The 24,877-nt window shown below is 59.7% G+C and carries 29 protein-coding genes and 1 pseudogene; 17 read left to right on the plus strand and 13 right to left on the minus strand.

The genetic code is table 11. From position 1 onward, the window contains the following. From BN2476_RS20380 to BN2476_RS20390, 3 genes are all read right to left on the minus strand, one after another. Window positions 1–515: GntR family transcriptional regulator (locus BN2476_RS20380; RefSeq protein ID WP_087735981.1), on the minus strand; the 515-nt coding region annotated here is incomplete at its 3' end. Between the two features lie 225 nt (window positions 516–740). Further along, window positions 741–1,946 (minus strand): MFS transporter, encoded by a 1,206-nt coding sequence (locus tag BN2476_RS20385; protein ID WP_087735982.1) that lies wholly within the window; start codon window positions 1,944–1,946, stop codon window positions 741–743. A 53-nt stretch (window positions 1,947–1,999) separates the two neighbouring features. Continuing rightward, complete coding sequence (locus tag BN2476_RS20390; RefSeq protein ID WP_087735983.1) at window positions 2,000–2,239, minus strand: hypothetical protein; 240 nt, start codon at window positions 2,237–2,239, stop codon at window positions 2,000–2,002. A gap of 361 nt (window positions 2,240–2,600) precedes the next feature. On the opposite strand from BN2476_RS20390, the gene BN2476_RS20395 reads away from it, so the two are divergent. The 4 genes from BN2476_RS20395 to BN2476_RS20410 all read left to right on the plus strand — a co-directional run bounded on the left by BN2476_RS20395 (window position 2,601) and on the right by BN2476_RS20410 (window position 6,224). Next, a complete protein-coding gene (locus BN2476_RS20395; RefSeq protein ID WP_087736034.1) occupies window positions 2,601–3,071 on the plus strand; it encodes a hypothetical protein in 471 nt (156 codons plus the stop codon). A gap of 20 nt (window positions 3,072–3,091) precedes the next feature. Next, complete coding sequence (gene petA / locus BN2476_RS20400; RefSeq protein ID WP_162497884.1) at window positions 3,092–3,688, plus strand: ubiquinol-cytochrome c reductase iron-sulfur subunit; 597 nt, start codon at window positions 3,092–3,094, stop codon at window positions 3,686–3,688. 244 nt (window positions 3,689–3,932) lie between these two features. Continuing rightward, window positions 3,933–4,247 (plus strand): heme-degrading protein HmuQ, encoded by a 315-nt coding sequence (gene hmuQ / locus BN2476_RS20405; protein WP_087735985.1) that lies wholly within the window; start codon window positions 3,933–3,935, stop codon window positions 4,245–4,247. Between the two features lie 12 nt (window positions 4,248–4,259). Further along, complete coding sequence (locus BN2476_RS20410) at window positions 4,260–6,224, plus strand: alpha-galactosidase (protein ID WP_087735986.1); 1,965 nt, start codon at window positions 4,260–4,262, stop codon at window positions 6,222–6,224. On the opposite strand, the gene BN2476_RS20415 is transcribed toward BN2476_RS20410, so the two are convergent. From BN2476_RS20415 to BN2476_RS45595, 3 genes and pseudogenes are all read right to left on the minus strand, one after another. Next, entirely contained in the window at window positions 6,211–8,043 is a 1,833-nt protein-coding gene (locus BN2476_RS20415) for a glycoside hydrolase family 35 protein (protein WP_087735987.1), read from the minus strand. The two genes, BN2476_RS20410 and BN2476_RS20415, sit on opposite strands and share 14 nt — an antisense overlap. Next, window positions 8,040–9,035 carry a hypothetical protein gene (locus BN2476_RS20420; RefSeq protein ID WP_087735988.1) on the minus strand — a complete coding sequence of 332 codons (996 nt, stop codon included), beginning with the start codon at window positions 9,033–9,035 and terminating at the stop codon, window positions 8,040–8,042. Before BN2476_RS20420 ends, BN2476_RS20415 begins: the two co-directional genes overlap by 4 nt. Window positions 9,036–9,294: 259 nt before the next feature. Continuing rightward, window positions 9,295–9,450, minus strand: a pseudogene (locus BN2476_RS45595) (LysR family transcriptional regulator); the annotation flags it as partial. A 32-nt stretch (window positions 9,451–9,482) separates the two neighbouring features. On the opposite strand from BN2476_RS45595, the gene BN2476_RS20425 reads away from it, so the two are divergent. Beyond that, entirely contained in the window at window positions 9,483–10,049 is a 567-nt protein-coding gene (locus BN2476_RS20425; RefSeq protein WP_143811011.1) for a hypothetical protein, read from the plus strand. Window positions 10,050–10,136: 87 nt separating this feature from the next. Next, window positions 10,137–10,574: a DUF695 domain-containing protein gene (locus tag BN2476_RS49715; RefSeq protein ID WP_143811012.1), complete on the plus strand. Its 438-nt coding sequence runs from the start codon at window positions 10,137–10,139 to the stop codon at window positions 10,572–10,574. A gap of 150 nt (window positions 10,575–10,724) precedes the next feature. Here BN2476_RS49715 and BN2476_RS20435 read toward each other — a convergent pair whose 3' ends face one another. Further along, on the minus strand, window positions 10,725–11,720 hold the full coding sequence (locus BN2476_RS20435; protein ID WP_087735991.1) for an H-NS family nucleoid-associated regulatory protein: 996 nt from the start codon (window positions 11,718–11,720) through the stop codon (window positions 10,725–10,727). 202 nt (window positions 11,721–11,922) lie between these two features. Here BN2476_RS20435 and BN2476_RS20440 point away from each other — a divergent pair, with 202 nt between their 5' ends. From BN2476_RS20440 to BN2476_RS20455, 4 genes are all read left to right on the plus strand, one after another. Then, complete coding sequence (locus BN2476_RS20440; protein WP_087735992.1) at window positions 11,923–12,264, plus strand: H-NS family nucleoid-associated regulatory protein; 342 nt, start codon at window positions 11,923–11,925, stop codon at window positions 12,262–12,264. A gap of 62 nt (window positions 12,265–12,326) precedes the next feature. Continuing rightward, complete coding sequence (locus tag BN2476_RS20445) at window positions 12,327–12,635, plus strand: hypothetical protein (protein ID WP_087735993.1); 309 nt, start codon at window positions 12,327–12,329, stop codon at window positions 12,633–12,635. A 422-nt stretch (window positions 12,636–13,057) separates the two neighbouring features. Continuing rightward, the gene (locus BN2476_RS20450; RefSeq protein WP_087735994.1) at window positions 13,058–13,909 is read left to right on the plus strand and encodes a hypothetical protein; all 852 of its coding nucleotides are present in this window, start codon (window positions 13,058–13,060) and stop codon (window positions 13,907–13,909) included. A gap of 301 nt (window positions 13,910–14,210) precedes the next feature. Further along, window positions 14,211–14,570, plus strand: coding sequence for a diacylglycerol kinase (locus BN2476_RS20455; protein ID WP_087735995.1), 360 nt, complete (start codon window positions 14,211–14,213; stop codon window positions 14,568–14,570). Between the two features lie 102 nt (window positions 14,571–14,672). Here BN2476_RS20455 and BN2476_RS20460 read toward each other — a convergent pair whose 3' ends face one another. After that, window positions 14,673–15,635, minus strand: coding sequence for an SOS response-associated peptidase family protein (locus BN2476_RS20460; RefSeq protein ID WP_087735996.1), 963 nt, complete (start codon window positions 15,633–15,635; stop codon window positions 14,673–14,675). 357 nt (window positions 15,636–15,992) lie between these two features. Between BN2476_RS20460 and imuA the strand changes: the two genes are divergently transcribed. The 6 genes from imuA (at window position 15,993) to BN2476_RS20495 (ending at window position 19,594) form a co-directional block, all read left to right on the plus strand. Continuing rightward, the gene (gene imuA, locus BN2476_RS20465; protein WP_087735997.1) at window positions 15,993–16,694 is read left to right on the plus strand and encodes a translesion DNA synthesis-associated protein ImuA; all 702 of its coding nucleotides are present in this window, start codon (window positions 15,993–15,995) and stop codon (window positions 16,692–16,694) included. Window positions 16,695–16,738: 44 nt separating this feature from the next. After that, window positions 16,739–16,948 (plus strand): hypothetical protein, encoded by a 210-nt coding sequence (locus tag BN2476_RS20470; RefSeq protein ID WP_087735998.1) that lies wholly within the window; start codon window positions 16,739–16,741, stop codon window positions 16,946–16,948. Between the two features lie 615 nt (window positions 16,949–17,563). Further along, the gene (locus tag BN2476_RS20480; RefSeq protein ID WP_087736000.1) at window positions 17,564–17,830 is read left to right on the plus strand and encodes a hypothetical protein; all 267 of its coding nucleotides are present in this window, start codon (window positions 17,564–17,566) and stop codon (window positions 17,828–17,830) included. 339 nt (window positions 17,831–18,169) lie between these two features. Then, a complete protein-coding gene (locus BN2476_RS20485; RefSeq protein ID WP_087736001.1) occupies window positions 18,170–18,607 on the plus strand; it encodes a hypothetical protein in 438 nt (145 codons plus the stop codon). Between the two features lie 16 nt (window positions 18,608–18,623). Next, window positions 18,624–19,082: a hypothetical protein gene (locus tag BN2476_RS20490; protein WP_087736002.1), complete on the plus strand. Its 459-nt coding sequence runs from the start codon at window positions 18,624–18,626 to the stop codon at window positions 19,080–19,082. An 8-nt stretch (window positions 19,083–19,090) separates the two neighbouring features. Then, complete coding sequence (locus tag BN2476_RS20495; protein ID WP_143811013.1) at window positions 19,091–19,594, plus strand: hypothetical protein; 504 nt, start codon at window positions 19,091–19,093, stop codon at window positions 19,592–19,594. A gap of 214 nt (window positions 19,595–19,808) precedes the next feature. Here the strand turns inward: BN2476_RS20495 and BN2476_RS20500 are convergent, their stop codons facing one another. Continuing rightward, a complete protein-coding gene (locus BN2476_RS20500; protein ID WP_087736004.1) occupies window positions 19,809–20,177 on the minus strand; it encodes a hypothetical protein in 369 nt (122 codons plus the stop codon). A 69-nt stretch (window positions 20,178–20,246) separates the two neighbouring features. Then, window positions 20,247–20,471, minus strand: a complete 225-nt coding sequence (locus BN2476_RS20505) for a hypothetical protein (RefSeq protein ID WP_087736005.1) — start codon at window positions 20,469–20,471, stop codon at window positions 20,247–20,249. Window positions 20,472–21,186: 715 nt separating this feature from the next. Here BN2476_RS20505 and BN2476_RS20520 point away from each other — a divergent pair. After that, on the plus strand, window positions 21,187–21,426 hold the full coding sequence (locus BN2476_RS20520) for a hypothetical protein (protein WP_087736006.1): 240 nt from the start codon (window positions 21,187–21,189) through the stop codon (window positions 21,424–21,426). A 219-nt stretch (window positions 21,427–21,645) separates the two neighbouring features. Here the strand turns inward: BN2476_RS20520 and BN2476_RS20525 are convergent, their stop codons facing one another. From BN2476_RS20525 to BN2476_RS20540, 3 genes are all read right to left on the minus strand, one after another. Next, complete coding sequence (locus BN2476_RS20525) at window positions 21,646–22,017, minus strand: hypothetical protein (RefSeq protein ID WP_235850906.1); 372 nt, start codon at window positions 22,015–22,017, stop codon at window positions 21,646–21,648. A gap of 1,503 nt (window positions 22,018–23,520) precedes the next feature. Further along, window positions 23,521–24,096, minus strand: a complete 576-nt coding sequence (locus tag BN2476_RS20535; RefSeq protein WP_087736009.1) for a carboxymuconolactone decarboxylase family protein — start codon at window positions 24,094–24,096, stop codon at window positions 23,521–23,523. A 72-nt stretch (window positions 24,097–24,168) separates the two neighbouring features. After that, window positions 24,169–24,741 carry a TetR/AcrR family transcriptional regulator gene (locus tag BN2476_RS20540; RefSeq protein WP_087736010.1) on the minus strand — a complete coding sequence of 191 codons (573 nt, stop codon included), beginning with the start codon at window positions 24,739–24,741 and terminating at the stop codon, window positions 24,169–24,171. Window positions 24,742–24,877 lie beyond the last annotated feature (136 nt).

A 24,877-nucleotide genomic window follows, 5' to 3' on the forward strand; every position in this document is an offset into this window, starting at 1 on the left:
AAGACGCTGAACGCGCGCATCAACCGGCTGCGCGCGTTCAGCGTCTTGACGACGGCCAGCGACACACGTTTTTGCGCGCCCTCGAACATCGCCTCGTAGAAGCGCTCGGTGTATTCGAGCACGCGCGGCATGTCGTGCTGTACGAACGCATCCTCGATGGTCTTGCGGATTTCGCGCAATTGCCGGACGAGTTCAGGCGTCGATTGTTCGGCGCACGCGCGCGCGGCGTTTGCCTCCAGCAGTCCGCGTAGCTCGTAAATCTCGCCGACCTGCTCGGGATCGAGCCGCGCCACGATCGGCCCCTTCTGCGCGACGATCTCGACGAGTCCCTCCGTCTCAAGATGCCGGAGCACTTCGCGTACGACTGTGCGGCTCACGCCCAGTTCGTCGCACAGCGTACGCTCGACGAGCCGCGCGCCCGGCCGGAAGTAGCCTTGCACGATTGCGCCGCGCAGCTTGTCTAGCGTGAGTTCCCGCAGGGTCTTGGCGTTGCGGTCGATTTTGAGGTCTGACATAGGCGGCAAAGAGGAAAAAGGACGACGTCCCAGCTGCGCGCTTCATCCGTCAAAGCGCGCCGGCTGGCATGCCATATTATCGTCCATCTCACCGTGATGCCGGCGCACGACTCGAAGCGCAGCCGGTTTGCAGGCATCGAGTCGTCGCGCGGTCGCGCGCTCATCAAGCCGCGCGGCGCCGCAAGATCACTCGATCGGCGCTGCGAACGACGGCAGCCCGTCCGTCTAGCGCAGTTGCGCGATACGCCGCGCGGGACTGGCCACGAGCAGCACGATCGTCATCACGCAGAATGCCGCGCCCGCGTAGAACGTAGCAGCCGCGCCGATCCGGTCCCACAACGCGCCCGCGATCACACTCGATATCAGCGTCACGAGCCCGCTCGACAGATTGAAGATGCCGAATGCCGTGCCGCGCAAATGCGCGGGCGCGCTATGCGACACCATCGCCGCGAGCAGCCCTTGCGTCATGCCCATGTGCAGGCCCCACAACGCGACGCCCACGAGCAGAATGCCCCAGTGAACTGCGTGCGCGAGCACGACATCGGCTGCGCAGAGAATCGCGAGCCCGACGATCAGCAAGCGGATATGGCTCGTCGAATCGGCGAGCTTGCCGAGCGGATACGCGGACAGCGAATAGACGACGTTCATCGCGACCATCACGAGCGGTACGAGCGCAATGGGCACGCCGCTGTTCATCGCGCGCAACACGAGAAACGCCTCGCTGAAACGAGCGAGCGCGAACACGGCGCCGACGGCGACGACCCACCAGTAAGCCCGTCCAAGTTGACGGATGTTGTCGCGGCGAATCGGATTGACACGCTTTGCGCCCGCCTGCCGCAACGGCTCGTCGATGCCGAGCGTCAGCAGCACGACGGCCATCACACCGGGAATCACGGCGAGCCAGAACGCGAGCCTGAAATCGTCTGCCCACGTCAGCATGATGACGACGGCGAGCAGCGGTCCGAGAAAAGCGCCTACCGTGTCGAGCGACTGCCGCAGCCCGAACGCGGCGCCGCGCAGATGCGGCGGCGTGACATCGGCGACGAGCGCATCGCGGGGCGCGCCGCGTATGCCTTTGCCGATTCTGTCCATCACGCGGGCGGTCACGACGAAGCCGAGCGTCGGCGCAATCGCGAACAGCGGCTTGCTCAGCGCGCCGAGCCCGTAGCCCGCGACGGCGAGCCATTTGCGGTTGCCGAGATAGTCGCTGAGCGCGCCGGAGAACACCTTGACGACGGGCGCCGTCGCCTCGGCAACACCCTCGATGATGCCGATCGTCGCCGCGCTCGCGCCGAGGCTCGCCATCATGAACATCGGCAGCAAGCTATGGATGATCTCGGACGAAATGTCCATCAACAGGCTGACACAGCCCAGCACCCAGACGCTGTTGGGTATCTGTCGAAGCGTACTGAGTCGTGACGGTGTTTGCATCAGGCGTTCAATGACGGTTCACTGCTCGGTCACATGGCACGGCGCCGATGAAGCTAGCTGGCCGCGAGATACATCGCCGCGAAGAACAACGCCGCGATCAGCGTGATCGCGCTCGCCGCGAAGTTCAGCCAGAACGCGACGCTTTGGGCCGGCGGCGTGATGTTGCACGCGCGGCACCAGCGCACGTATCGGGAATAGAACGAACCCGCATTGACGGTGATCCACATCAGCGAGAGCGCGCCGATGAAAAACGCCCATGCGAGAACGCCCAACAGGACATGCGATCTTTCCATATCAGCGTGCCGTATACGCGAAGCGGGCTCTTGCAGGTTCAGCCGCTGCTGCGTGAATAGCGCAACGACGCGAGCGTGCCGGGCAATTGCGATTGTCCATGAGTCGAGAAAACCAGTGCTGTTCCTTTCGGGCCATTCTATCAAGCCGATAAGAAAGCTTTCTGTCAGTGCAAAACTCCCGCCTGGTGATCGAGCGCATCTCCACACGGTTTAAGTCTCGTTTAATCCGCCCCGCCTAGATTGAAATCGCCACGAAGCTGCGACGACAAGCGGCAATTCGTTTGAACCGCTCGCTCGAATCGCGCGCGTCGAACAGCAATGCCGCGTCATCGACGCGCTTATCTTCACGATGGAGATCGTCATGAACTCATTCGCCAAAACAGGTCTTCTTGCCATCGCGCTCGTGCTTGCGCAGTCCGCGAATGTCGCGTTCGCCGCGACGCCAGACCTGCCGCCGCTTCAGCATCAGGGCAACGTTGCGTATCTGTCGGGGGGCGTCGGCAGCGATCAGTCGGCCGCGCTCAAGGACGAAATGCACAAGTACCCGCTCGTGCTCGAATTCGCGGGCAAGACGCATCAAGGTAACGAATATCTCGCGGACATCCCCGTTGAAATCACCGACATGCACGGCGCGACCTTGCTGAAGGCCACATCGCATGGCCCGTTCATGCTCGCGTCGCTACCGGAGGGACGGTACAAGATCACCGTCAGCTATGAAGGCAAGACGCAGCAGCGCGTGGTCGATGTCAAACCGTCGACGCATGTTCGCACGCTATTCCTGTGGCCGATGCAAACGACGCAAACCGCGCAAGCGAACGGGAGCGTGACGTGAATGCAGTCACCGACGCGCCAATGGACGAGGCACGACGCCGATGGATGATCGCGACGACAGTAGCCGGAGGCATTGCAGGCGTCGCAATCGTGACGCCCTTCGTCGATTCGTTCCGGCCGCCCGCGTCCGCGCTGGCCGCGGGCGCGCCCGTGACGGTCGATATCAGTCGCCTTCAGCCCGGCGACATGCTGACGGTCGGGTGGCGCGGCAAGCCCGTCTTCATCGTCAATCGCACCGATTCGATGCTGGCCGCTGTACGCGCCGCCGATCCGTTCGTCGCCGACCCTCATAGCGAGCGGCCGTTCTCGATGCTGTTGCCTGCGTATTGCAACAACGCGTACCGTTCGCGCGCGGAACGCAAGAACCTGCTCGTCGTGGTGGGCGTCTGCACGCATCTGGGATGCACGCCGAGTCCGCGTTTTCAGCCAGGCCCGCAGCCCAATCTGCCCGACGACTGGCCGGGCGGATTTCTCTGTCCGTGTCACGGCTCGACCTATGACCTGGCGGGTCGCGTGTTCAAGGACAAGCCCGCGCCGCAGAATCTCGACGTGCCGCGCTATCGCTACGAGAGCGCGGAGAACCTCGTGATCGGTGCGGATGAGCATGGTGAAGCGTAAGAGGCGTCGATGGCGGACTTTCGATAACAGCGATCCTCTTGCACGAGAGCAGACGGGAGACAGGATCATGACCGCCCTCTGACATCGCGGCTCGCTGCTGGTCGCGTGTGCCGCGTTCGCTCAGTGGGCGCGCGGACGATAACGCGCGTGCTGTGTTGTGCCTATACTTCGTCCGTAGACTTTCGATGTTCTTTATGGAAATCAACCGATTCACCGAACATCGCAATTACTCGGGAGCGAAGTCATGTTCATTGCAATGAACCGGTTCAAGGTGGCGCTGGGTTCGGAAAAGACGTTCGAGGAAGTGTGGACGACGCGCGACACGCACCTCAAGGACGTCCCCGGCTTCATCGAGTTTCATCTTCTGAAGGGCCCGCAACGCGACGATCACGTGCTGTATTCGAGCCACACGATCTGGGCGAATCGCGCGGCATTCGAGGCATGGACGCAGTCCGAGGCCTTTCGCGCCGCGCATCGGAACGCCGGGAATGAAGCTCGCGCGCTTTATCTGGGACATCCCGAATTCGAGGGGTTCGAGGTCATTCAGACCGTGAAGTGACGGGCGGTTCAAATGCTCGCGAATCGCTCTGCACTCGATCATCCGGGCGCACCCGTCTTTCAGTCGAATGGCAGCGAATGCGTCTTCGGTAATTCGGTCATCGCGTTCAACTGGACGATTGCAAATCGATCTCTCGGCGAATTTCGTATCGTCGATCGCGCGCATGCGAAAACACTTTCGGTCGATGCGCCATTTGCGATCGCACTGGCTGACGGGCGCACGCTGGGCATCGACGAATTGCAGATGATCGAGCCGTTGCGCGAAGAAGTGCCGATAACGAATGCCGACGCACCAGGAAAAGCAGAGCGCAGTGCCGGACGACGCGTGATCGCCATACTTTGCGACAGGCAGCGACGTCTGCGGGTCGAATGGGAAATCGAGCAGCGCGAGAACTCGCCTTATTTGCGGCAGTGTCTGTCGATTACCGCACTCGTGCAGGACGAGCGCATCGTCTTTGTTTCGCTATTGCAGACGCGCGCGCCCTCCGCACAAAAGATGGGCGAACTCGAAGCGGTGCCCATCGTCGAGGGCAATGTCTATCTGGGCTTCGAGCTTCCAATGGCCGAAAGCGAAGTCCGCGACGGCGTGGCCAGCTTCACGGTCACACGCGAGTTGCCTCTCGACAAAGGGAAGACTCTCTCTTATTCCGCCGTGGCAGGCGTGTTTCGCGAAGGCCAATTGCGCCGCGATTTCTCCGCGTACCTTGAGCAGGAGCGCGCCCACCCTTATCGCCCCTTTCTTCACTACAACTCCTGGTACGACATCGGCTTTCTCACTGCCTATACGCAGGACCAGGCGATAGAACGCATTCACGCCGTGGGCCATGAACTGCATGAAAAGCGCGGCGTACAACTCGACTCATATCTGTTCGACGACGGATGGGACGACTACAGCGGCGCCTGGCGATTCAATCGCGCGTTTCCCGACGGTTTCGTGCCCTTGAAGAATGCCGCCGCGCGCTATGGCGCTGCGCCGGGCGTGTGGCTGTCGCCGTGGGGCGGCTACGGTCCGCCTCGCAAAGAACGCGTGACGCGCGGCCGTGCTGCCGGATACGAGACTGTTGGCGATGGATTCGCACTGTCCGGGCCCAGGTACTATCGGCGCTTTCACGAAGCCGCGATGGACCTGCTGACACGACACGGCGTCAATTACTTCAAGCTCGACGGCACAGGTAACGCGAACGTCGTCGTGCCCGGCAGCCGCTTCAACAGCGATTGGGATGCCGCGATAGAACTCATCGACGATATCCGTCGTACGAAGCGCGATGTCTTCGTCAATCTGTCCACGGGAACGCTGCCGTCGCCATTCTGGCTGCGCTATGTCGATTCGATCTGGCGTGATGGCGCCGATTACGGCTTCGCTGGTACGGGCGCGGATCGCGAACAATGGATCACCTATCGCGACGCCCAGACTTATCGCAATGTCGTATGCAAGAGTCCGCTCTTTCCGCTCAATTCGCTGATGCTTCACGGGATCATTTACGCGCAGGAAAACACCCGGCTCAATTCCGATCCCGCCCATGCGCTCGCAAGCGAAGTGCGTTCTTACTTCGGCAGTGGCACGCAGTTGCAAGAGCTTTATGTCACGCCGTCGCTGCTAAAGGAACGCGATTGGGATGTTCTCGCAGAGGCCGCCAAATGGGCGCGCGACAATGCGGATGTACTGCGCGATTCCCATTGGATTGGCGGCGCGCCGGATGAACTCGAGATTTACGGTTGGGCCGCGTGGACACTTTCGAAAGCGATCGTCACGCTGCGCAATCCGAGTGATCGAGCGCAAAGCTTTTTGCTCGATCTGAGGGAGCATCTCGAACTGCCGTATGGCATTACGGGCAGATTCAATGCGCTCTTTCCGTTTATCGAACCTCCTGCGAATTTTCCGCTGCTATGGAACGTCGGGCATTCTCAGGCGATTCGACTCGATCCGTTCCAGGTACTGACGCTCGAATTTTCACCGGCAGCGCCTACGTCAGCGTAGACGCCAGATCGATCGGCTTCGCTTCCGTCTGGTGCAGATCGAAGACGGTAATCGTGTTGTCGCCGGGCTTGAGCCACGGAGCGGGACAATAGAGCCGCATCTGCGGGCCGATATTCCAGTATCGTCCGAGGTTGTATCCATTGACCCAGACGACACCTTTCGTCCATCGGCTCATGTCCAGATACACGTCGCCGACTGTATCCAGCGACAACACCGCGCGGAAGAATAACCCCGCTCTGTTCGGCTCAGAACATATTGGGCGAAGATCTTCGATAAACGAAGCGTCCAAGGGAAGAAGAAAAACTTCCCAACCCGTCAAAACCTCAGTCATTCCAGACTCGTCGCGCAACGTAACAGGCTCGACAAGCCCTTTGCGGTCGATCATCGCGTGCCCATAGTTCACACGACCCATGCCTTCGACGAGCAGGTCCAGTACCGCTGCCTCATTCGATCCGGACGATGGAAGCGCAAGAGACCCGCGATGCATGATATTCAGCGATTGCGCGCGAGCTTGCGGCATGCGCGCGCGTGACGCGCCACCCACATATTCGCCGCCGATGAAAACGCACGCATAGTCGTGAACATCGCCGATATCCAGCACGCCGCCTCGATAATGTTCAAGCCGCTTCCGGTACACGACGAAGCCGGACACGTGACCGTACATCTCGAACGGCTGCGGATCGACGGTCTGCCCGGCGGGCAGAGAGGACGGAAGGTTGTCCCAGATCGACGCGAACCGCTGCGGAATCAAGGAGCGAATATCGGTAGCGAGCGTCGCGACGGGTTCAGGCACGTCAGGCAATGGCGTCGCCAGATACCTGGAAACGATCTCGCGATACTTCATGTACTTCGCGGTCGCCACACCTTGCTCGCTGATCGGCGCCGAGTAATCGTAGCTCGTAATGTCTGGCTGATATTCGCCCGTATCGGCATCCACGTTCGCACCCGCATAGAAGCCAAAGCTCGTGCCACCGTGAATCACATACAGGTTGAACGACAAGTTCTTTCGCATCAGTTCGTCGAGCGTCGCCGAGAGATCGACGGCTGTGCCTTGCAGCGCGTTGTCGCCCCAATGCGTTAGCCAACCCGGATAGACCTCGCCCGCCATCACGGGAACTGCGGGAAACGTCTTGCGCGCCGCTTCGATTTGCGCCGCATTGCCATTGCTCAACGCGATTGCGCCATCGACGACATCCGTACGGTTCTGTTCGACTTGCACCAGACCGTCTTCGGTATAAAACGGCCCTTCGATTCCGCCGCGAATCCAAAGCTGCCTGATTTCTTCGAGGTAAGCCGCATTGCTCGCATACGATCCAAATTCGTTTTCGATCTGGATCATTAGAATCGGCCCACCGTGTATTGCCATTAGCGGCTTGACGCGTGGGACAAGCTCGCCAATGTAACGTGCGACAGCCGACATGTAGCGCGAATCACTTGCCGAATCGGTCCGCAACTGGATATCCGTATAACGCAGCAGATAAGACGGAATGCCGCCGAGATCCCATTCGGCGCAGACATATGGGCCAGGCCTGAGCAGCACCCACATGCCTTCGATCTGGCAGAGGCGAATGAACGCCTCGATATCGCGGTTGCCGGTTTGAAAGTCGAATGCACCCTCGCTCGGCTCGTGGTAATTCCACATGATGTACAGAGCGATGGTATTCATCCCTATCGCCTTTGCCATCTGAATACGATGCCGCCAGTATTCGACGGGAATGCGCGCCGGGTGCATTTCCCCGCTGCGAATCTGGAAAGGCTTGCCGTCGAGCACAAAGCCGTCGCCGTTCTTCTCGAAGGAAAAGACATGCGCGCTGTTCATTTCGCTTTCTTCTCGCGCATGAAGCGCAAAGCGAAGCGCACGAGCGATGGCATCGTTTCCGGACGCAGCAGGCGCTCGTCGTAACCTGAGAACCGCCCGTCGTTCTCTTCGAGGCACAAGATCATCAGCTCACGCACGTCGATTTCCGCGCCGGATAAGGCCTGTGCGCCGTTCACCGTGAAGTTGTTGTCCTGCTTCTGTTCGTTTCCTTCCGCGTCGAACGTGCGCGCGAGGCCGATGCGCTCCCAGCCCAGAAACACCCATACGGCCATCACTTTCAGCTCGAATCGGATGCGCTGCCACCATGACAGCTTCGCGCGATGCCAGGCCACCCAGTTCGCAAACAGAAGAATATGGCGGCATTCTTCCTGCATCACCGGCTCGAACGTGTCGATCAGCTCAGGCGGAAAGAGCCCGGAGCGATGCGCGACCTTGAACAGGCCGAATGCGAAAAAGCTGTCGATGCATTCGCTATAGCCCGTGACGAGATAAGCCCATTCGGCGTCTTTCGGGAATACATAGAGCGCCTCGCTTGCAAGCGGAATCCCGTACGCGGCAACCATCCGCGACAAGACCTCCTTGTGACGGTTTTCTTCCCACGAGTTCAAAGCAAGCGCGCTGCGCATGTCGGGTTCGTCGATGGTCGCCGCGTAGGCCGCCATACGCAGTCGCGCCTTGCCTTCCGTTTGCACGGCGATGTCCCAGATCGGCAGCGAGACGATCCGTTCGAGCGCATCCGGCTCGAGCTTCGGCCAGTCCAGCACCGACGGTCGATAAGGATTGAACGTCTCGCGAAACATCCGGCACGTTTCGCGCAAGTGAATTTCGGAACCAGGCTTGAACGGGCCTGCGACGCGGCTTGTCCAGTGTCGCGTGTTGATTTCGGCGGCATCGACGATTTGCGGGTCGGGCGTGCACTGCGCCAGTGCCGGCGCAGTGAAGTCCGGAATCATCTGTTCGACGTCGAATGTGTCAAGCATCTGCTCGCTCATGGGGAGCTCCACCGGAGAACATTTGCGTTGTCGATTCGGAAGAGATCGGCGTTTCGCGCATCGAAATAAACGCGTGTCATATGTACGAAACGATGCGTGTCGACGGATCAGCCGATCCATTAGTCTATGTCGGCATCAAGACAAGCGCTTTTAAGTAGCCATCGGCGGCTTGGCGGCGACCGCAGCTAACATGCCATAGCGTCGGTAGTTTTTCTCGTACGGGCGTTCGCGACGGGATTCGGGGCAACGCCGTGAGGTGTCAGACAGACCGCGCGATGTGCTCGCGCAGCCATCGATGCGCCGGATCGCGATGACAACGCTCGTGCCAAAGCATCGCCATTTCATAGCCGGGGACGGCGACGGGCGGCTCGACGATCCGCAACGCGCCCATATCGCGCACGAGCCGCGCGGACATACTCGTTTTCTCAAACAATAACGAGGGCTAGCGTGAGCATCAGTTTTCGAGTGTCGGTGGTAGCGGTTGCGTTGTCTCTGACAGCATGTGCCGAAACGGGCACCGCGTTGCAAAGCTTGAATAACGGGTTGGCGCAGTTCAACCAAGCTATGGCCCCGTCCCCGAACGGAACGCCGGCCGTCTTTACGCCGTCGCTTTCTGCTGAACAGCGGACGCAACTGAACAACGCCGTGTCCGCTTCGCTTACGTCGCGCGACGCTGGACTGCGGAACATGGTTAATTCCGCTTCACCGATGATGGTCGCTGTGATGTCCAAGGCTGCCTGCTATCAGAACTGGAACGATGCTCGCGTCCTGAGCATGTACACGTCGGCTCAGATAGGCAATGGGTTCATCCCGGGCCCGTGGGGGCCCATGAAGTACGCTCCGAAGAACCACTGCTTGAGCATCCTGCGCACGGATTCCTGGACGCAGAAGTCCCTCAACGCTTTTCAGTATCGAACCGTCTACTATAGCCTGGAGAGCGGCGAGAGCCAGGCTGTGTTCTATGAGTTCATCAACCAGGATGGCTCGTGGCTCTTGAATAACGCGTACTTCTGATTCGGCTGTCGGGCGACGGCGTACCACGCCGTCGCATCGAATGTGACCCAGCATAACCAAGTCGAAGCGTCAGAAGAGGAACACCTCATGAGTTCATCCGGTTCATCGAAGACATGGAGCACAGCGACTTGGGAAAACCCGAGTGGCGGACGCACCATCATTTTTCGCTATGTTCGAGATTCAGTGGATAACGCGACGAGACTGAGTCAACCAACACTTTGCAGGTTAGTTTGGAGATACGAATCAGGCACTGGCATGCCCGATATCGAGCAGCGTGAAAGGATGGACGAGTTGGAAGATGCACTCGCGCTTGCGATAGAAGCTGATGGCTTCGCAAGCCTGGTGTTGGTCTCTACGGGCGACTGTCGCAGAGAGTGGGCATACTATGCTGGCTCAAGGGAAGACCTCGTGAGTCGGCTGAATCGCGGACTTTCGGGTCACCCAAGGTATCCCATCGAGATATTTGTCAGCCAAGAGCCTGATTGGGAGACTTTCGATGACTTCAAGAAGAGGGTTGCCACATAGGATTTCACCCCGCCTCACACTGGCTTGTACGAGGCGAGACAGTAAGAGGGCCCGGTCCGCTGGAGGCACGAGAGGGGCACAGTAAGTCAAGCGTGGCGCAGGCCGCGCTTGACATCCTTGCAGCCAGTTACTGTTCGACGCCGACGTCGGTCAAGCGGAAGCCGTCACGCTCGTGGTTTCAGGCGCCGTAGCGGGAGCAATGCCGCCCGAGACGGTGCTGACAGACGCCTTCTTTGCGACCGGTTTCTTCGCCGCCTTCTTTACAACTGCCTTTTTGGCTGCAGCCTTCTTCGCTGGCGCTTTCTTGGCGGTCGCCACGGCTTTTTTCACAGCACCTTTCTTGGCGACTGCCTTTTTCGTCGCAGCTTTCTTCGCAGCCGTTTTCTTGGCCGAGGCCGGTGCCTTCTTGGCTGCAGCAGCTTTCGGCTCCACCGCACCCTCGCCCGCACCTGCAATCAGGAATTTTGCGCGGTCTTTGGCGCCAGCGAGCCATGCCGGCGCCGGGCCTCGGCCGCTCCAGGTTGCGCCGGTTTTCGGGTCAAGGTATTTGGCCGGCTGGGGTCCGCGGACGTACGCGCCGGTTTTCGCTGCCGGCTTCTCGGCGGCAGGCGCCGATACTGCGGAGCTGCCGTCAATCAGAAATTTGGCCCGGTCCTTTGCGCCGGCAATCCACTGGGGCGGGCGCGCATGACCGCTCCACGTTTCGCCTGTCTTCGGATTGCGGTACTTGGGCGGCAACTTACCCTTCGCTGTTGTCTTGCCAGCCGCTTTGGCTGCAGCTTTTGATTTGTTCGCAGCCCCGATATTGACTGCCAGGCTGCTGCTGCCGTCAATCAAGAATTTGGTTCTGTCCTTCGCATTTGCAATCCAAGCCGGCGCGCGGCCATGCCCGGTCCACGTTGCGCCCGTTTTCAGGTCCTGATATTTCGCCGCGCCCGTTGCCGGCTTGCCTGCAACCTTAACGCCCGCCTCCCGGCCACGCTTTTTGCCACCAAGGTGCGCTTCGATATCCGCAGTCGTCAGACCGTAACGCTCCATAATGTCGCGAATCTTTGCGATGACAGTTGACGATTCGTTCCTTGCAATCAATTCGGCCTGCGCCTGCAGCTTTGCGATTTTTGCTTGCAGGTTTTCGATCGTAGCCATTATTCCCCCTTTTTTGATGGTAGCCGCACTATGACACACCGACTCGCCGTTTCGCGACGCCGACGAAAAATATTATTGAAAGACTCCGCCTGCTTTGTCAGTACGCAGTGCGTAGCGAAAATGATATCTTGTAGGCACAAAGCTTGCGCGCTTGCATTTGTCCACCTCAACACAGCCCAGAACGTAGCTCAAGGCAAATACTATGGATGAACGGAAACGGGAACGCATGGTTGCTTATCTCCGCCGGCGAATGAAGGAGTTCGGCATTGAGCCCGACGACGTCGCATCAGCAATTGCAGAAGACCAGTTGCGGCAAAAAGAAGCTCGTTATAGAAGCGCCACAGGCGAGACATGGGACGGCAACGGAGAGATTCCTCATTGGCTGAAAAAGGTTATGAGCGCGGGCCAGTCCCTCGAACACTTCGCGGTAAATGGCGAGACAAACCGCGCGAAAAGCCCCCTTCAGGAAGTCGGTTGGCAAAACGACCCATTCGCGGGTAGCCCGTTGGCTACCGTCAAGCCCGCCCGCCATGACAGACGTTAGGCTGGAAGTACAGCGCGAACAGTTTGGCTACGCTGGTCCTTAATGACATAAGGAGCGGATACATGGAAGTGAACACCGAAAGGCTTGTGGACATGCTGCAAGAAGTCGAAGCCGAGGACCCTATTGATTACGCGGACCTGCCATTCGGAGAGCAGGAGCTCAGGCGTGTCGTCATGAGTTCACTCGTCGAGCGCCATCATCTGATTGAGGCAGACATGTCAATCTCCGACATACACGCGATGTACCTGCTGAGCACCGCAAAACTTGTCCTCGAAAATACGGTGCTTCACGCGCGACTGCTTCTCCTTCAGGGACAGCAGATCGATGTACAGTCACTCCTGGCTCCCTTCACCCTACGAGGTAAACGGTAGCCGCGTGGCGTTGCTTCCCGCGCGATGGGATGACGGCCGCTGTCGTCACGGATTGTCTGAAAATGTGAGCGAACTTCAACCGCAGACAGTTGCAGGCACCCGAAATAGACTTTCGGCCGACTGCGCCGCCCGATAAAGCCGTCGCAGCGACGAGTCCTTCACGTGCTGCGCCTAAAGCAGGCCTAGCACGTCTTACGGTGCCGTACTGACCTACACCGCACCGCCTCCATCGCCGTCTTTCCCCGGAGGCCTTGTTTTCGCCGTCGACCGGCAATACTTTCCTGGGAAGTCCCGAGGCGTCGACTATCGCGCGGAATGGCGCGTCTTTCACCCGCTTATCCTGCCATTGACTCGGCCGTCCTGGCCGTACAGTTTCTCCGGCGAGTTCGTCCTTTCGCGGGACCGCCCTCTCGGAGTCAGCCATGAGCACGAAAGTCGATACGGGGTTCAGATTCGTGACGCAACAGCGTCACGCCGTCACCGCAATGATGGAGGCGGTCAAAGACGGCATCGAAGAGTTGCAGCGCAGGCGCTATCTCGCTGCCTATGCGAGCATTCTCGTTTCGATGCTCGACCGAACCCAGCTGGCGCGCGAGGCCGGTCACTCTCGGGGCATGGTGATGGCGAGGCCGGGCTCGCTGGTGCGGGAAGCGATTCTCAGGCGGCAGGTCCGCGCCCGCGCTGCCGGCGAACGCGACCCAGCCGTTGACATTGGTGTGGTCCTCAGGTGCTGGCATTCGCAGCTGCTCGACCGCGTCATCGGCTACGTAGCCGGCGCGTTCGGTCAGGAAATCCTGGGGTTGCTCAAAGACGCGGGTATCGCGACCGGATATGCGTTCTGGACCAGTGGCGCCCGGGATTACGCGATTTCGCCTCAGGAGTGGTCGCAACGTCGGGCGGCCTGGCACCAGGCGCTCCATGGCCAGTCGGGGGAGCGTATCGAGTTCTGCTACGACGTCGAATCGATGGACCTGTTGTGTCCGTGGTCCGAACTTGAGCCTTATCTGCCGTCGCTCGAATTCCGTGCCCGGGAGCTGGCGGAGCCAGCCCTGTTCTCGCGCTGGTATGAATCGTTGCCACCGAAGGGCGAAGACGGCGAGCATATCTGGAAGCGCCACACACAGTTCACGGACCTCCTGAACGACGACCCCGCGATGCGGGCCGCGCTCGCCGCGGATATCGAGCGGCTCAAGCCAAAACTGTTGACGGGCGGTGAACTCGATGCGGCGCGCCGTCGCGAGCAGCTGGTGCTGCTGCCGGCCGGCTTCGCGTGAGGCGTCAGTCACGGCACGCCCAGGGCGCAATGTTCCTAAGTTGCGTGAAGTAAGAGGCCGGAGGAGTCGCCATACCATCTTGCCTCAGCATACGTCGACGGTGGAAACGCCGGATAGCTGTTTGTCGTCAACGCGAATCGCCGCGATTCGACCGACAACATCAGTCACACCGCGCGAATGCCCGCGTCAGAATGAACGTCTCGGCTAGGGAGACGTTTCGGTGCTAGGACTGAATCACGCTCCACGTGCTGGCCGCGCAGGACCACACAGTGTCCTGCCGATGAGAGAATCGGAGTGAATCATGGCGAAAAGGAGCTTCATGCAAAGCGTCGGCGATGCGCTGGCCGGTGTTGCCGCCACCTGGCGAACCCAGCGCAGCTTTCGCATCCAGGCGGTGCTCGCGGCCGCATTACCTGTGATATTGGCCTGGTTACGGCCGCCGCTTGTGTTTTCGGCGCTATGCCTGACGATGGCCATGCTGGTCCTCGCGGCCGAACTGTTCAACACAGCCCTCGAGAGACTGGCCGACCACTTGCATCCCGAGCATCATCCTGCAATCGGTGCAGCCAAAGACTGTGCTGCAGGAGCTGTGCTACTCGTCTGCGCAGGCGCCGGTCTCGTCGGAATACTGACGCTGGTTGTCGTGTTTGCGGAACGGTAGCGCTTGCCCGCAGTCCTCTGGCACAACGACAGCGGCTTTGTACGGAGCGGGAACGGTAGTTGCCGTGCGCTGCACCACGATTTGCGCGACAGCACCTCCGACTCAGGCTGCTAGCCGATGTTGGTAGTACGGCCGGTCCCTGTCATCAAGAATCGCATATTGCGTCGCAAGGTTCTTTGGGTCGGGATTTAGCCACGCGTCGACATACTGCTCTTTGATGGGGATGATGCATCTATCGTGGCCGGCTTCAGCCACCTCCGCTGGCGGCTCATCTGTGATTGCCGCGAAAGAATAAAGGTCCGGCTCACCGGGCGCCGACCACTTTGACCACAGACACGCCACAAGCATTTGCCGCTCATCGTTCGGTCGAAATTCGAGGACGACGTTTTCATCCTTCTCGCCGTCAGCAAGCGTCCGCGCTTCCATCTTCGACCTCGCTACATTTTCGTAGAATGCATCGACAAGCATCAGTCCGTGGGAGTTGCCAAAAAGGCTCTTCCAAAACCCTTCCAGGCTATCCCGCCGAGCGTTGTATGTGCCAGGATATTTGAAGTCATAATTTGCGGGCTTGCCGGCAATGCGGCACTGATACCTCATCGGCTTGATGACACGCTGTCCATTCTCGACGATGAGCACCGGAGCGTAGTGACCGGGAAAAATGCGCGAGTCTTGCGGTGCGCTCTCAGTGCGCTTGATGTCATCAAGACGACGCAGCGTCGCTTCGATTTTGTCGGTCGCAATGCGTTTGCTTTCTGTCGCGGCTTTCGTTGTCTTTGTTTGCAGCGTCCTCTCTGCCGCCACAAACCGCGCACGCTGCTTGAACAGTTCTTCCTCGAGTGTTTTCGCCTGGCTTGTGTTGTACTGGTCGATGAGTCGCCTGATTTTGCGCTCCTCTTCTGACTGGGGCGCGGCGAACGAATCATCCATCGCCTTGGGAATCTTCGCCTTCAACCGCCCTTCGGCACGTTCCCAATAAAGGCGCGCGAACTCGCGAATGTCCATATGCGCACCGAACATACGCACATATCGTTTGTAGTCGGCCTTGATTTGCGCGGAATAACACATGGATGCTCTCCCTGTATCTCGTGCTGGCCCGACTGGCCGCTGTTGCAAGTCTATGGTGACGCGTGCAGCGGCTCAACCGACCTCGGTCCTTGACCCACATCGGTGAGCGCTTGACGCGCTGGCCGTCACCGGTTGGAAAGTAATGCAGGCGTCGGCAGCAGCGGTACCGAAATCGCCTCGCTGGCGACCGGTCCACGTCGCTTCACTATCTCGAATCATGCCGTTGGCCGACGGGCGAAGCGCCAGCCTCAGGATTGGCTTCGTAGCTTGTGCACATTCGGGCCTCCTTTCGCTCCGTCATACCTGTCTCGAACCGGGCTATACTGTACATCCATACAGTATTTTCGAGCACCATGAATGCTCAGGCCCGGATTACCGGAGTCCATCCATCCTTCGCTTTGGCGGGCGTCGCAGCTCGCGCACGGTCGGCTGTCCACAGTCGAAACGGGGTATCCGGCTTTGTCGCATGAACTGCCAGGAGGCGGCTGGCCCGTCGGCGCGCTCGTCGAAATCCTGGCGCAGCACCCAGGCTCAGGAGAGATGCGACTGATTGCACCGGCGCTCGGGGCGCTCAATCTGCCGATTGCGCTGGTTGAGCCTCCTTGCGAGCCATCAATACAAGGCCTCGTCTATGCGGGCTTTGCTCCAGGCCAGTTGGTCCTGGCGCGCGCGAAGAAGACGAGCGACCAGCTGTGGTCGACCGAGCAGATTCTAAAAGCAGGCACTTGCGGTGCCGTCTTGCTGTGGCAAACGCATGCGCGTGCGGATGCGCTCAGGCGGCTGCTGTTGGCAGCCCGTTCGAGCACCTCCTTGTTTTTCGTTTTTCGTCCCATGCATGCAAGCTCGGACGCCTCGCCTGCTGAACTGAGAATTGCCGCGCGCTCAGCAGAAGAAGGCGTGTGCGTGGACATCGTCAAACGTAAAGGGCCAAGGTTCGAAGGCGAACTCACGGTCACCGTTCAGCCCAGGTCGGCGTTGATGAGCCCGCACGGCCGGGCGCGACACGCAATCAGGCCAATCGACATCGACGCTCGAGCGACAGGTGATGCATTCGCCTGAACACGACAAGTTGATGGGCCCGTTTCACCCAAGGAGATTTCATCATGGCAGCGGACGAGTGGGTCCGAGAAGCGGAAAGAGAGTCGAAGCTTGTTGATGCACTTTACCGAGCGCGATACGCGATTGCGGTACACAACGGCATGACCGTACGGTCCGACGACGAAGAATGGGCACTCGATTTTGCTCAGGAACTCAAGTTGATTGATACTGCATTGACGATGGCCGGAATTGACACCAGGCGGCTCAAGCAGTAGGCACCCGGCGAGAGAACTGATGCGAACTGAAAGATGCCGCGAATACACGCTCTGGGGGCATGCGATTTTGCAACAAGAGGACATCCTGCGACCGGAGCAGTTCGTAGGAAGCGGCACAATAACGCGGGACACTAAAGTGATTGCGGTATCGGGCGTACTCGGGGCCTTCGGTACCGATGATGAAGCGGCGCTGGCCGGTCTTGCGTGGTGTCGCGCATGGGTTGATAACCACGGTTAGGGCGCACACGGACCCAGTTCTAAACGGACGCGAACACAACAGCGCCCTTGCTGCCAAACCAACATCCAGCCGATGCAAGTGGACACGCAAGCACTCGATGCGCACGAAATTGGGCGGCGGCAGCGCGCCGATGAGCCTGCTGCCGCGCCTCCCTTCAATTTCTGCGCCGGTTCCATGCACCAGGAAAGGTCGCTGAAGCGACGATGACGACTTCGATGCTCGGTATCAGCTAGGCGCGCCCCTCCGGAGTCGTACTGGCCCGCCTACGCGGGTAGCCGGGCATTTTCATGTGTCTCAGTCACGAGGTCGCCGGCGCGCGGCCGAAGCGGCACGCCTATACTTGAATCACAATAATTCCAGGAAACAAGGAGAATCTCATGTTTCCAACCCTGAAACGTCACGCTCCGACACCGGAGGGCAAGTTCCGCGTCATCGAAGAGCACTTCATGTTTCCAAAGTGCCGATTCGCATCCGACGACCCCAAAGCCGTCGCGACATGGTTGCGCGAGAACGGCGGCTACGGGCAGCCCATCAAGCACGATGCCGGACTGCATGTAGCGACAGCCGACAACCAGTACATCCGCAGCGGACCGACGCTCGACCGCTGGATTGACGACGCGCTCGCCGCTCCCGCGAACCAGTAACAGACGCCTCACCCCTCACCCGACTCGAGCGAGTCGGTTTTTTTTCGTTGTAGGTCATTGGCAACCCCGGGCACACAAGAAACGGTCGGTACTCGATGAACGTGGAGTCCAAGTAAGTAACGCTAATTATTGTCGGCAATGACGTTCAGCGTCTGACGAACGCGGCCGCTTCCTCTGCTGGTAAACGCGTTCCGGTATCCATCACCGCCCGTCGTTCTAGAAACGAGCCGAGCCGTAGTACCTCCGGCGCGGTCGGTGTGGCTACAGGGCCGTCAGGCTTCCTCGGCAAGTCGCAGCCGCAGTAGACTGGAACTTCCATATCCGTCAGGGAGCTTGAGCATGACCTCGCAAACCTGCAATCACGTCGACCTCGCGCGCGAGCAGCTGGAGATGGCGCTCGACGCGTTCCTGGAACGCCATCGCTTCGCATCGGCCATCACCCTGGCCAGCGCGGCCGAACGTGTACTGGGCCAGGCATTAAGGCAATCCGGCAAGCCGGCGGTCCTGGATTGGAAATTCGAGGCGACCGACCTGGTGCATACGGAACTGCATGGCAAGTCGCTGGACAAGGGCGCCTTCACGGATGCCGAGAACCGGGTTAGCAGCGCATTGTGCTACTTTGACAAAACCAGTGCGCCGGACTTCGAGGCCGACCTCGAGGAGGCTGCGTGCTGGATGCTGGTTCGGGCCTGCGAGAATGCGCATCGGCTCGGGTTGACCGTGCAGGGCTTCGACGCATTCAATGACTGGTTCTACGAACACATCGTCGCCGTTTGACCGAGAGGGGCAGCCGATGGCCGACCGGTTGACAGTCCAGGAGTTCTTCGCAGCACTGCGCGAGCAGAAAATCAATCCACGCGTTGACACGCCAGCGGTGCGTGCGAGCGTCGACGCGCGGGTGCGCGCGCTCTGTGCAAGCTATCCAATCCAGGAGCGCTGGCCGGTGCTCGACCTCGAGAGTGCTTACCAGCAGACGCTCAACGAACTGCCCAACGTCCTGGACCTGGTCCGCGACGGCTACACCGGAACCGTCAACCTGCGCGGATACGACGACACCTACACGATGGACGAATGGTTCGGTGATTTCGCGGAGCAGTGGGCGCTATGTGACGCACCTCATATACGGGCGGATATGCTGGAGTTGCTTCCGCGGGCGTCGACCTGGCCATCGCCCAGGTTGTGGGAGGCCTACAAGAACGCCACCCGCGCGCCTCGCGGTTCATGGCTGCGCCGGCTGATAGGCGGCCAGTGAGACAGTTCGTGAAAGCGGTGGTCGTGAGCGCCATGGTTCGGAAATTGCGCGCGACCGGTGCCGCGTTCGTCCTGTCCGCGCTCTGCGCAGCCTGCGCGAACCCGCCCAAAAATCCACCCAAGAACCCACCTCAGGGCGCCAGGATTTACGCGCGGGAATATTTCGGCACGGCGCTGGACCATGGCGTCACCGACAGGGTCGAGTTCTTCGGCGTGGGCTTCACGGCCAACAGTCCTGTAGTGCTCCGCGTTGCCGGCCTCCCGGGCTCCACGCTGGACATCGTCTTCACCGTGCCCGGCACGCCGCCGGCGGACCAATACGGTTTCCTCGATTTCTATTACTCGCCACCGTGTCTCTACCGCCGCGGCGACCGGACGGTCGAACGGCCAATCCGCGCGCTCGCGACCGATGTGGCCGGCTGGACCGTGTATTCCGACGCGCTCACGGCTCAAAGTTTCGCGTGTGATTCGCCGCCGCCGGGCGCCGCGCAAAACGTCGCGCCAGCGAAGTGAGGGTGCTTCATGCCTCGGTGAGGTCACTTGGGTTTGGTAAGCACCGTTATCCAGGTCATCGGAGACTCGGAAGGGCTGCCTACACGCGTGACGTTAGAGCAGCATGAGGCAGCGATACGGGCCTGAGTGCATCGTCGCGACATAATTTCGCCCTCTGTCTTGCAAGACGGCTGCTAACCCAACAGACGGGCCGCGACATCAAGTGCGCTGAGGTTCAGTGGGCGACCGGGCGCGTACGCCACCAAGCCATTAAACTTGCCATGAATACACCCCAGCACGCACCAAGGACCAGCGTTATGAGCGGAATGGCGGCGCACATCGCGTCGAACGAGAGTGCGCGCAGAACACGCGGCAATGCGTACTGGTCACCGGCCATAAGGAAAAACGCGAAGAGCCCAGTAGACACGGCTGCGCGCCCGTGCGTGAAGGCACGGACAGGGCGCATACGGTAGCGGACGATTACATATGCGAAAAAGTAGGCGACGGCGGCAGGAGCGACTAGCAAGAGCGAAAAGAGCGCGTCGTGGTGGACTGCAAAACCCATCAACGCCTCGTGCACATTGTCCAACGCTGCTTCCAACATTCTGATTTGCCCTCGTGAAACATGTTCTGCGCAGCCGCGGCCGCCGAGAGCAGGTATCCGGCAGCTAGCTCAGTTGAACGTATCGGCCTTAGGCAAGGGTAGAAAGTAGATTTCCGTGCCCGAATTCCGTGTCTCTTCGTCGTCGACCGTGTAGTCGGTGGGCGCATCGGCCACCGCTTCGTCGGCCGCGAGCCGAAACAACCGGATGGTGCCGGCCGCACGCAGCGTCTTACACCTCTGCGCATGCCGATAGGCGGACTGTGCGCGAACGAGGCGGCGCGTTTTGAGGCCCATTTCTCCTCCTTTTGTCGCGCTGCGTGATAATCTTCATAAGATACTTTGACTGTAGACGCCTTACCCTTTTATGGCAAGGGAAAGCAAACCCTACAACTTCTGCTGCGCAGCCGCAAGAAATCCTTGCAAACGCCGTACCTGAGCTCGACTCCGGGAGACAACGACAAGATGAAGCGGCAAGACGCGCTGAAGTGTAAGCTCAACCGCTCAACCCGCAGCTCCAACGCTCCAACTGGCTTGGCCTTCCTTGGCGACGTGACCGTCTACGAAGCCTACAGCCGCGGGACATCCGGCGAGCCATCGCTTTATGCATGCGAAATTGGCCGAGCAGTTGGCACGGCGTCGCCGAGCCCGGTCATCTGGCGGGTCGCTGATTCCATACGCGACGGGCACTATTGCCGGGGCTGCGACGGCAGTTGCGTTGGACAGGAGACGCGCCGTTCCCAACGGCTACAGAAATAACGCGGAGAAGTGATGAAACCAGTGATTTGCGGCCTCGTCGCCATGGTCATGGCGTCCCCGGTATTCGCCGGCGAGCACTACAGGGAGGTGTGGAATCCCCCAGAAGCGCGCGGCATGCCACACGCCCAGCCAGACCGCGAGCCACCACCGCATCGCCGTGCGAACGGTTTGACGACATTCCAAGGCAGATAACTCCCGAAGGCAACGTGCTTCGGGTCGGTGGCGGAAAAGCATGCGTAGAGGTCGAACACTGATGCGAAGCGAGAAGCACAAAGGTTATGTCCTCTGGGGCCACGCCATCCTGCAGCAGAAAGATATCCTGCCGGCCGAGAAGTACGCGGCGAGCGGCACAATCACCAAGGACAACAGGGTCATCGAAACGTCCGGTGTGCTCGATGATTTCGACACTGAAGAAGAAGCGGAAACCGCGAGAAGGCATCGAGAAGAAGACGGGCCGATAAAAGCTTCGTGCTTCGTCACAGGACATATCTAAAACGTCCTCTCGAAAAACTTCCTCATAGTTCGAAGAGTCCATTAAGACATTAAAGCCAACTATTGGATGGGACTCTTTTTATGGGTTGGCGGCGCCCCTCCGGAGCGCCCTGATTAGGCCTCCCGCATCATCAGGGTCCCATGCCACGCTCTGCGGACGGCCGGCAAAGACCGTTCGTGAGCCCCCGGAAAGCCGTAGCATCTGGCAGAATCAAAAGCGCTATGCTGGAGCAAACACAATAGCACCACGGCCGTCGATGTGCGTGAAGCTTCGGACAAAGCGATATGGGTGCCCATCAATTTCCAGAAAGTTGATTCCCGCGTGTGTCAACCGGAGAATCTCATCGGCCAGTACTGCCTCAATCGTCCCAAAGCTGCGCAAATCGTCATGCGAGCCAACCGGGTCTCCGATGTACATCGCACATGTCTGGGCACGAGGTCTCATCATGATGAGACTTCCGCCCATATCGAGCGAGAGTTCGAGATACTCAGCCAGGGTCAGCAGTGACTCCGGCGTCTCGTGTTGGGTTCCATTACCCGAACTGGAGGTCACCGCCATATTGCCGCCCTGTCGAACGTGATTACGGTGCATGTTGGCCCGCCGCCCGCATACCCCGGCTCCGCTATGAGCACCCGGGTATGCATCCGGTCTGCTTTTCCGAAGTCCATGACGGAGCAAATACCACCGCGCCCCGGTCCTCGAAGTGTGTAAAGCTTCGAACGTAGTAATACTTCCGCCCCGCGATTTCTACCCGGTTCCGTCCGACCTTTGTCAGCCGAAGAATTCCATCGGCAACTGTTGCCGTAACCGTTCCGTAGAAAGCTAAGTCTGCATGCCCCTCCCGCAGCATTACCAACATACATTCCACACGCACCGTCGCATTGTTGCATCATGACAAGGCTCCCTCCCTTGCAAAGTGGCAGTTCGTGATCGTCGGCCAGCGTCACCAGTGCCTCGGGCGCTTGTCGTCGTCATCCAGCCTGCGTACCGGAAGTTGTCGTCATCGGGACACCTCGTCTGAACGGCTGGCTCGAAAGTAGTTGGCGCGTGGGCGCATCGCATCTGCTTCAGACGGCCGCGAAATCCCGGCACTATATCGAGGAGCGCGAATATCGTTTCGAATTGTGGACGGCTTGCGCTTTTACACGATTGCGCCAATTGCGTGAGTCGACCTGCCTGGTTGTAGCGCTTCGTACCGACGGTCGCGTCGGCAGCGCTTGATTTTCTGGCTGCCCGTGTGCGGAACAGGTGTGTTGCGAGTCACCCAGACATCCTCGCTGTCACCATTTCATGGTCTCATGAAACGACCGCCGTGGCATGACAAAGCTTGACTCACCGGGACATCTTCCCAATAGCTAACGAAACGCCGCGAGAATCGGCGCGTTACCGACCGTTACAGATGAGCGCGGACCGTTTCATTTGCCGGTGGGTCGAGCGACTATGCTTCATATAGCCGTCTAGTAGTCGGGCTGAGCCGAATTGGCAAACCGACGGGAAGTCACATCATGAAGTACGCAATCTCGCTGCTTCTGGCAATCGCTGCGGCCGTCTGCGTACCCGCGTCAGCTTTGGCCCAAGCCAATGTGGGTGTCTATTACGGTCTCGGTGTTCCGGCGCCGGTTCCTGCACCACCACCGTCAGTAATCTACCAACCCTACTATGCACCCTATGCGCCGCCGGGTACCTATGTCTACCCGTCCTATCCACCACCAGTCGTGTATTGGGGGCCGCCCGTTGCGTATTGGGGGGCGCCGGTCGTCTACGGCTATGGCCATTGGCATGGCGGTGGTTGGCGCAGGGGCTGGGAACACCACCGCCACTGGTGACGGGCGACCGTTTGCGTTGAGGACGCCGCGCTGCATGGTCAGCGAAATGGCTCCGGTTGGCGTCGAGTTCTCGCGGGTGGAAAGGCGAACCAATAATCGATGACATCAGTCGATGCAGCGCTTTCGTCAGGTGCGAGTTTGCGCTTTCGTCTGCGTCCGGAACTTTCGCCTGCCCTGAAGCTGCAGGCGAAACTCGTCCAGCACTTGTTCCTCCCTGCGCTTCAACGGAATTTCCCGGCGCTGGCTCGGCAACCAGTCCGGCCTCAGGCTATGCCTTGGGCGCCCAGGCCGCACTCTCGAACTTCGCATCAACCTCTGTGTGGAGCAGATGATTCGAATAGTTGCTGATGGTTTTGACGCCCAGGGCCAGGATGATTTCCAGCACATTTTTCGTGGTGTAACCCGCGCTGACGAACGCTCTCAACTCGGCTTGCGTCGGATTCCCTCGCGATACGACCATCGTCCGTGTGAATTCGGCGAGCGCCTGAAGCTTCGGGTCCTCAATTTCTTCGTCGTCGCGCACTGCCTGGATAGCCTGATGCGGAGTCTTCGATACCTTATCCGCAATCCAGCTATGCGCAGCAACACAGTAGGTGCATTCATTAGCGCGTGAAATGACGAGAAGAACCAGTTCCTGCTCGGCGGGGGTGAGCGTCGATTCTTTCCGGAAGAGCTGATAGCCGTGCAGATACGTATCGAGCAACGCCGGCAGATTGGCCATACCCGCGTACATGTTCGGAATGCCCCCGGTCGCCGCGCGGGCCGCCTCAAGGACTTCCCGTGCGCGGGCATCGGGAGTATCTTCGGTCACGCGTGGGAGAGAAAGGTTTGCGGTATCGTTCAAGTGAACTCCTCTGAAAATGACAAGCTTCAGACCCCTGATTTTGAGCCATTCGGTCCAAAACAGAGAAAAAATTCAGGGCGTCAGGCCCGCGAGCAAAGTCTCCACGAAGGGCGCAAGCTGCTTTTTGGTGAAGCCGCTCTTTGCCATGACCCGCAGCCCGGCAATGCCGGCAACGAGCGTCACGGCCTGTTTCGCGGCGTCGACCTCCAAATCAATGTCTCCGCGTGCCTGCCCGAGCCGGATGACCTCCTCGAAGCTGCCCATCATGCCCTCGAATCCTGCTTTAACCAGTTGCCTTACACCTTCGTCGTGCAGCCCCAGTTCGGCTGCGGTATTGACAAGCAGGCAGCCTCGTCCGCCGTCATTGTCATTGACGATGTCGAGGAGCATCGCACGCAGCTTCGCGCGCGTGTTTCCACCACGCAGCGTGGCACGGACAGCGGCGGTTCGTGAGCTTGCGTAACACGTAACTGCCTCAACCAGAAGGTCCCGCTTTGACCCGAAGGTGTTGTACATGGACGACTTGGCCACGCCCATGTCAGCCGCCAGGTCGTTTGCAGAAAGGGACGCGTAACCGTCCCGCCAGAACGCGTCGACGGCACAGCTGAGCGCGTGATTTCGGTCAAATTCGAGGGGTCTTGCCATGTCGCATCCAGGAATGATTCTGGAACGACTATACCAAAATATCAACCCTGCACGGGCGGGTGAGTGTTGCTATTCAAGTGCCGCCCGGCATCACGGACCGTGCCGCGAGGGCTGCAGGTCCGAGAGCTTCAAGAAT

Origin of the sequence: Paraburkholderia piptadeniae (genome assembly GCF_900007165.1) — a bacterium.
GTDB classification, from domain to species: Bacteria; Pseudomonadota; Gammaproteobacteria; order Burkholderiales; family Burkholderiaceae; genus Paraburkholderia; species Paraburkholderia piptadeniae.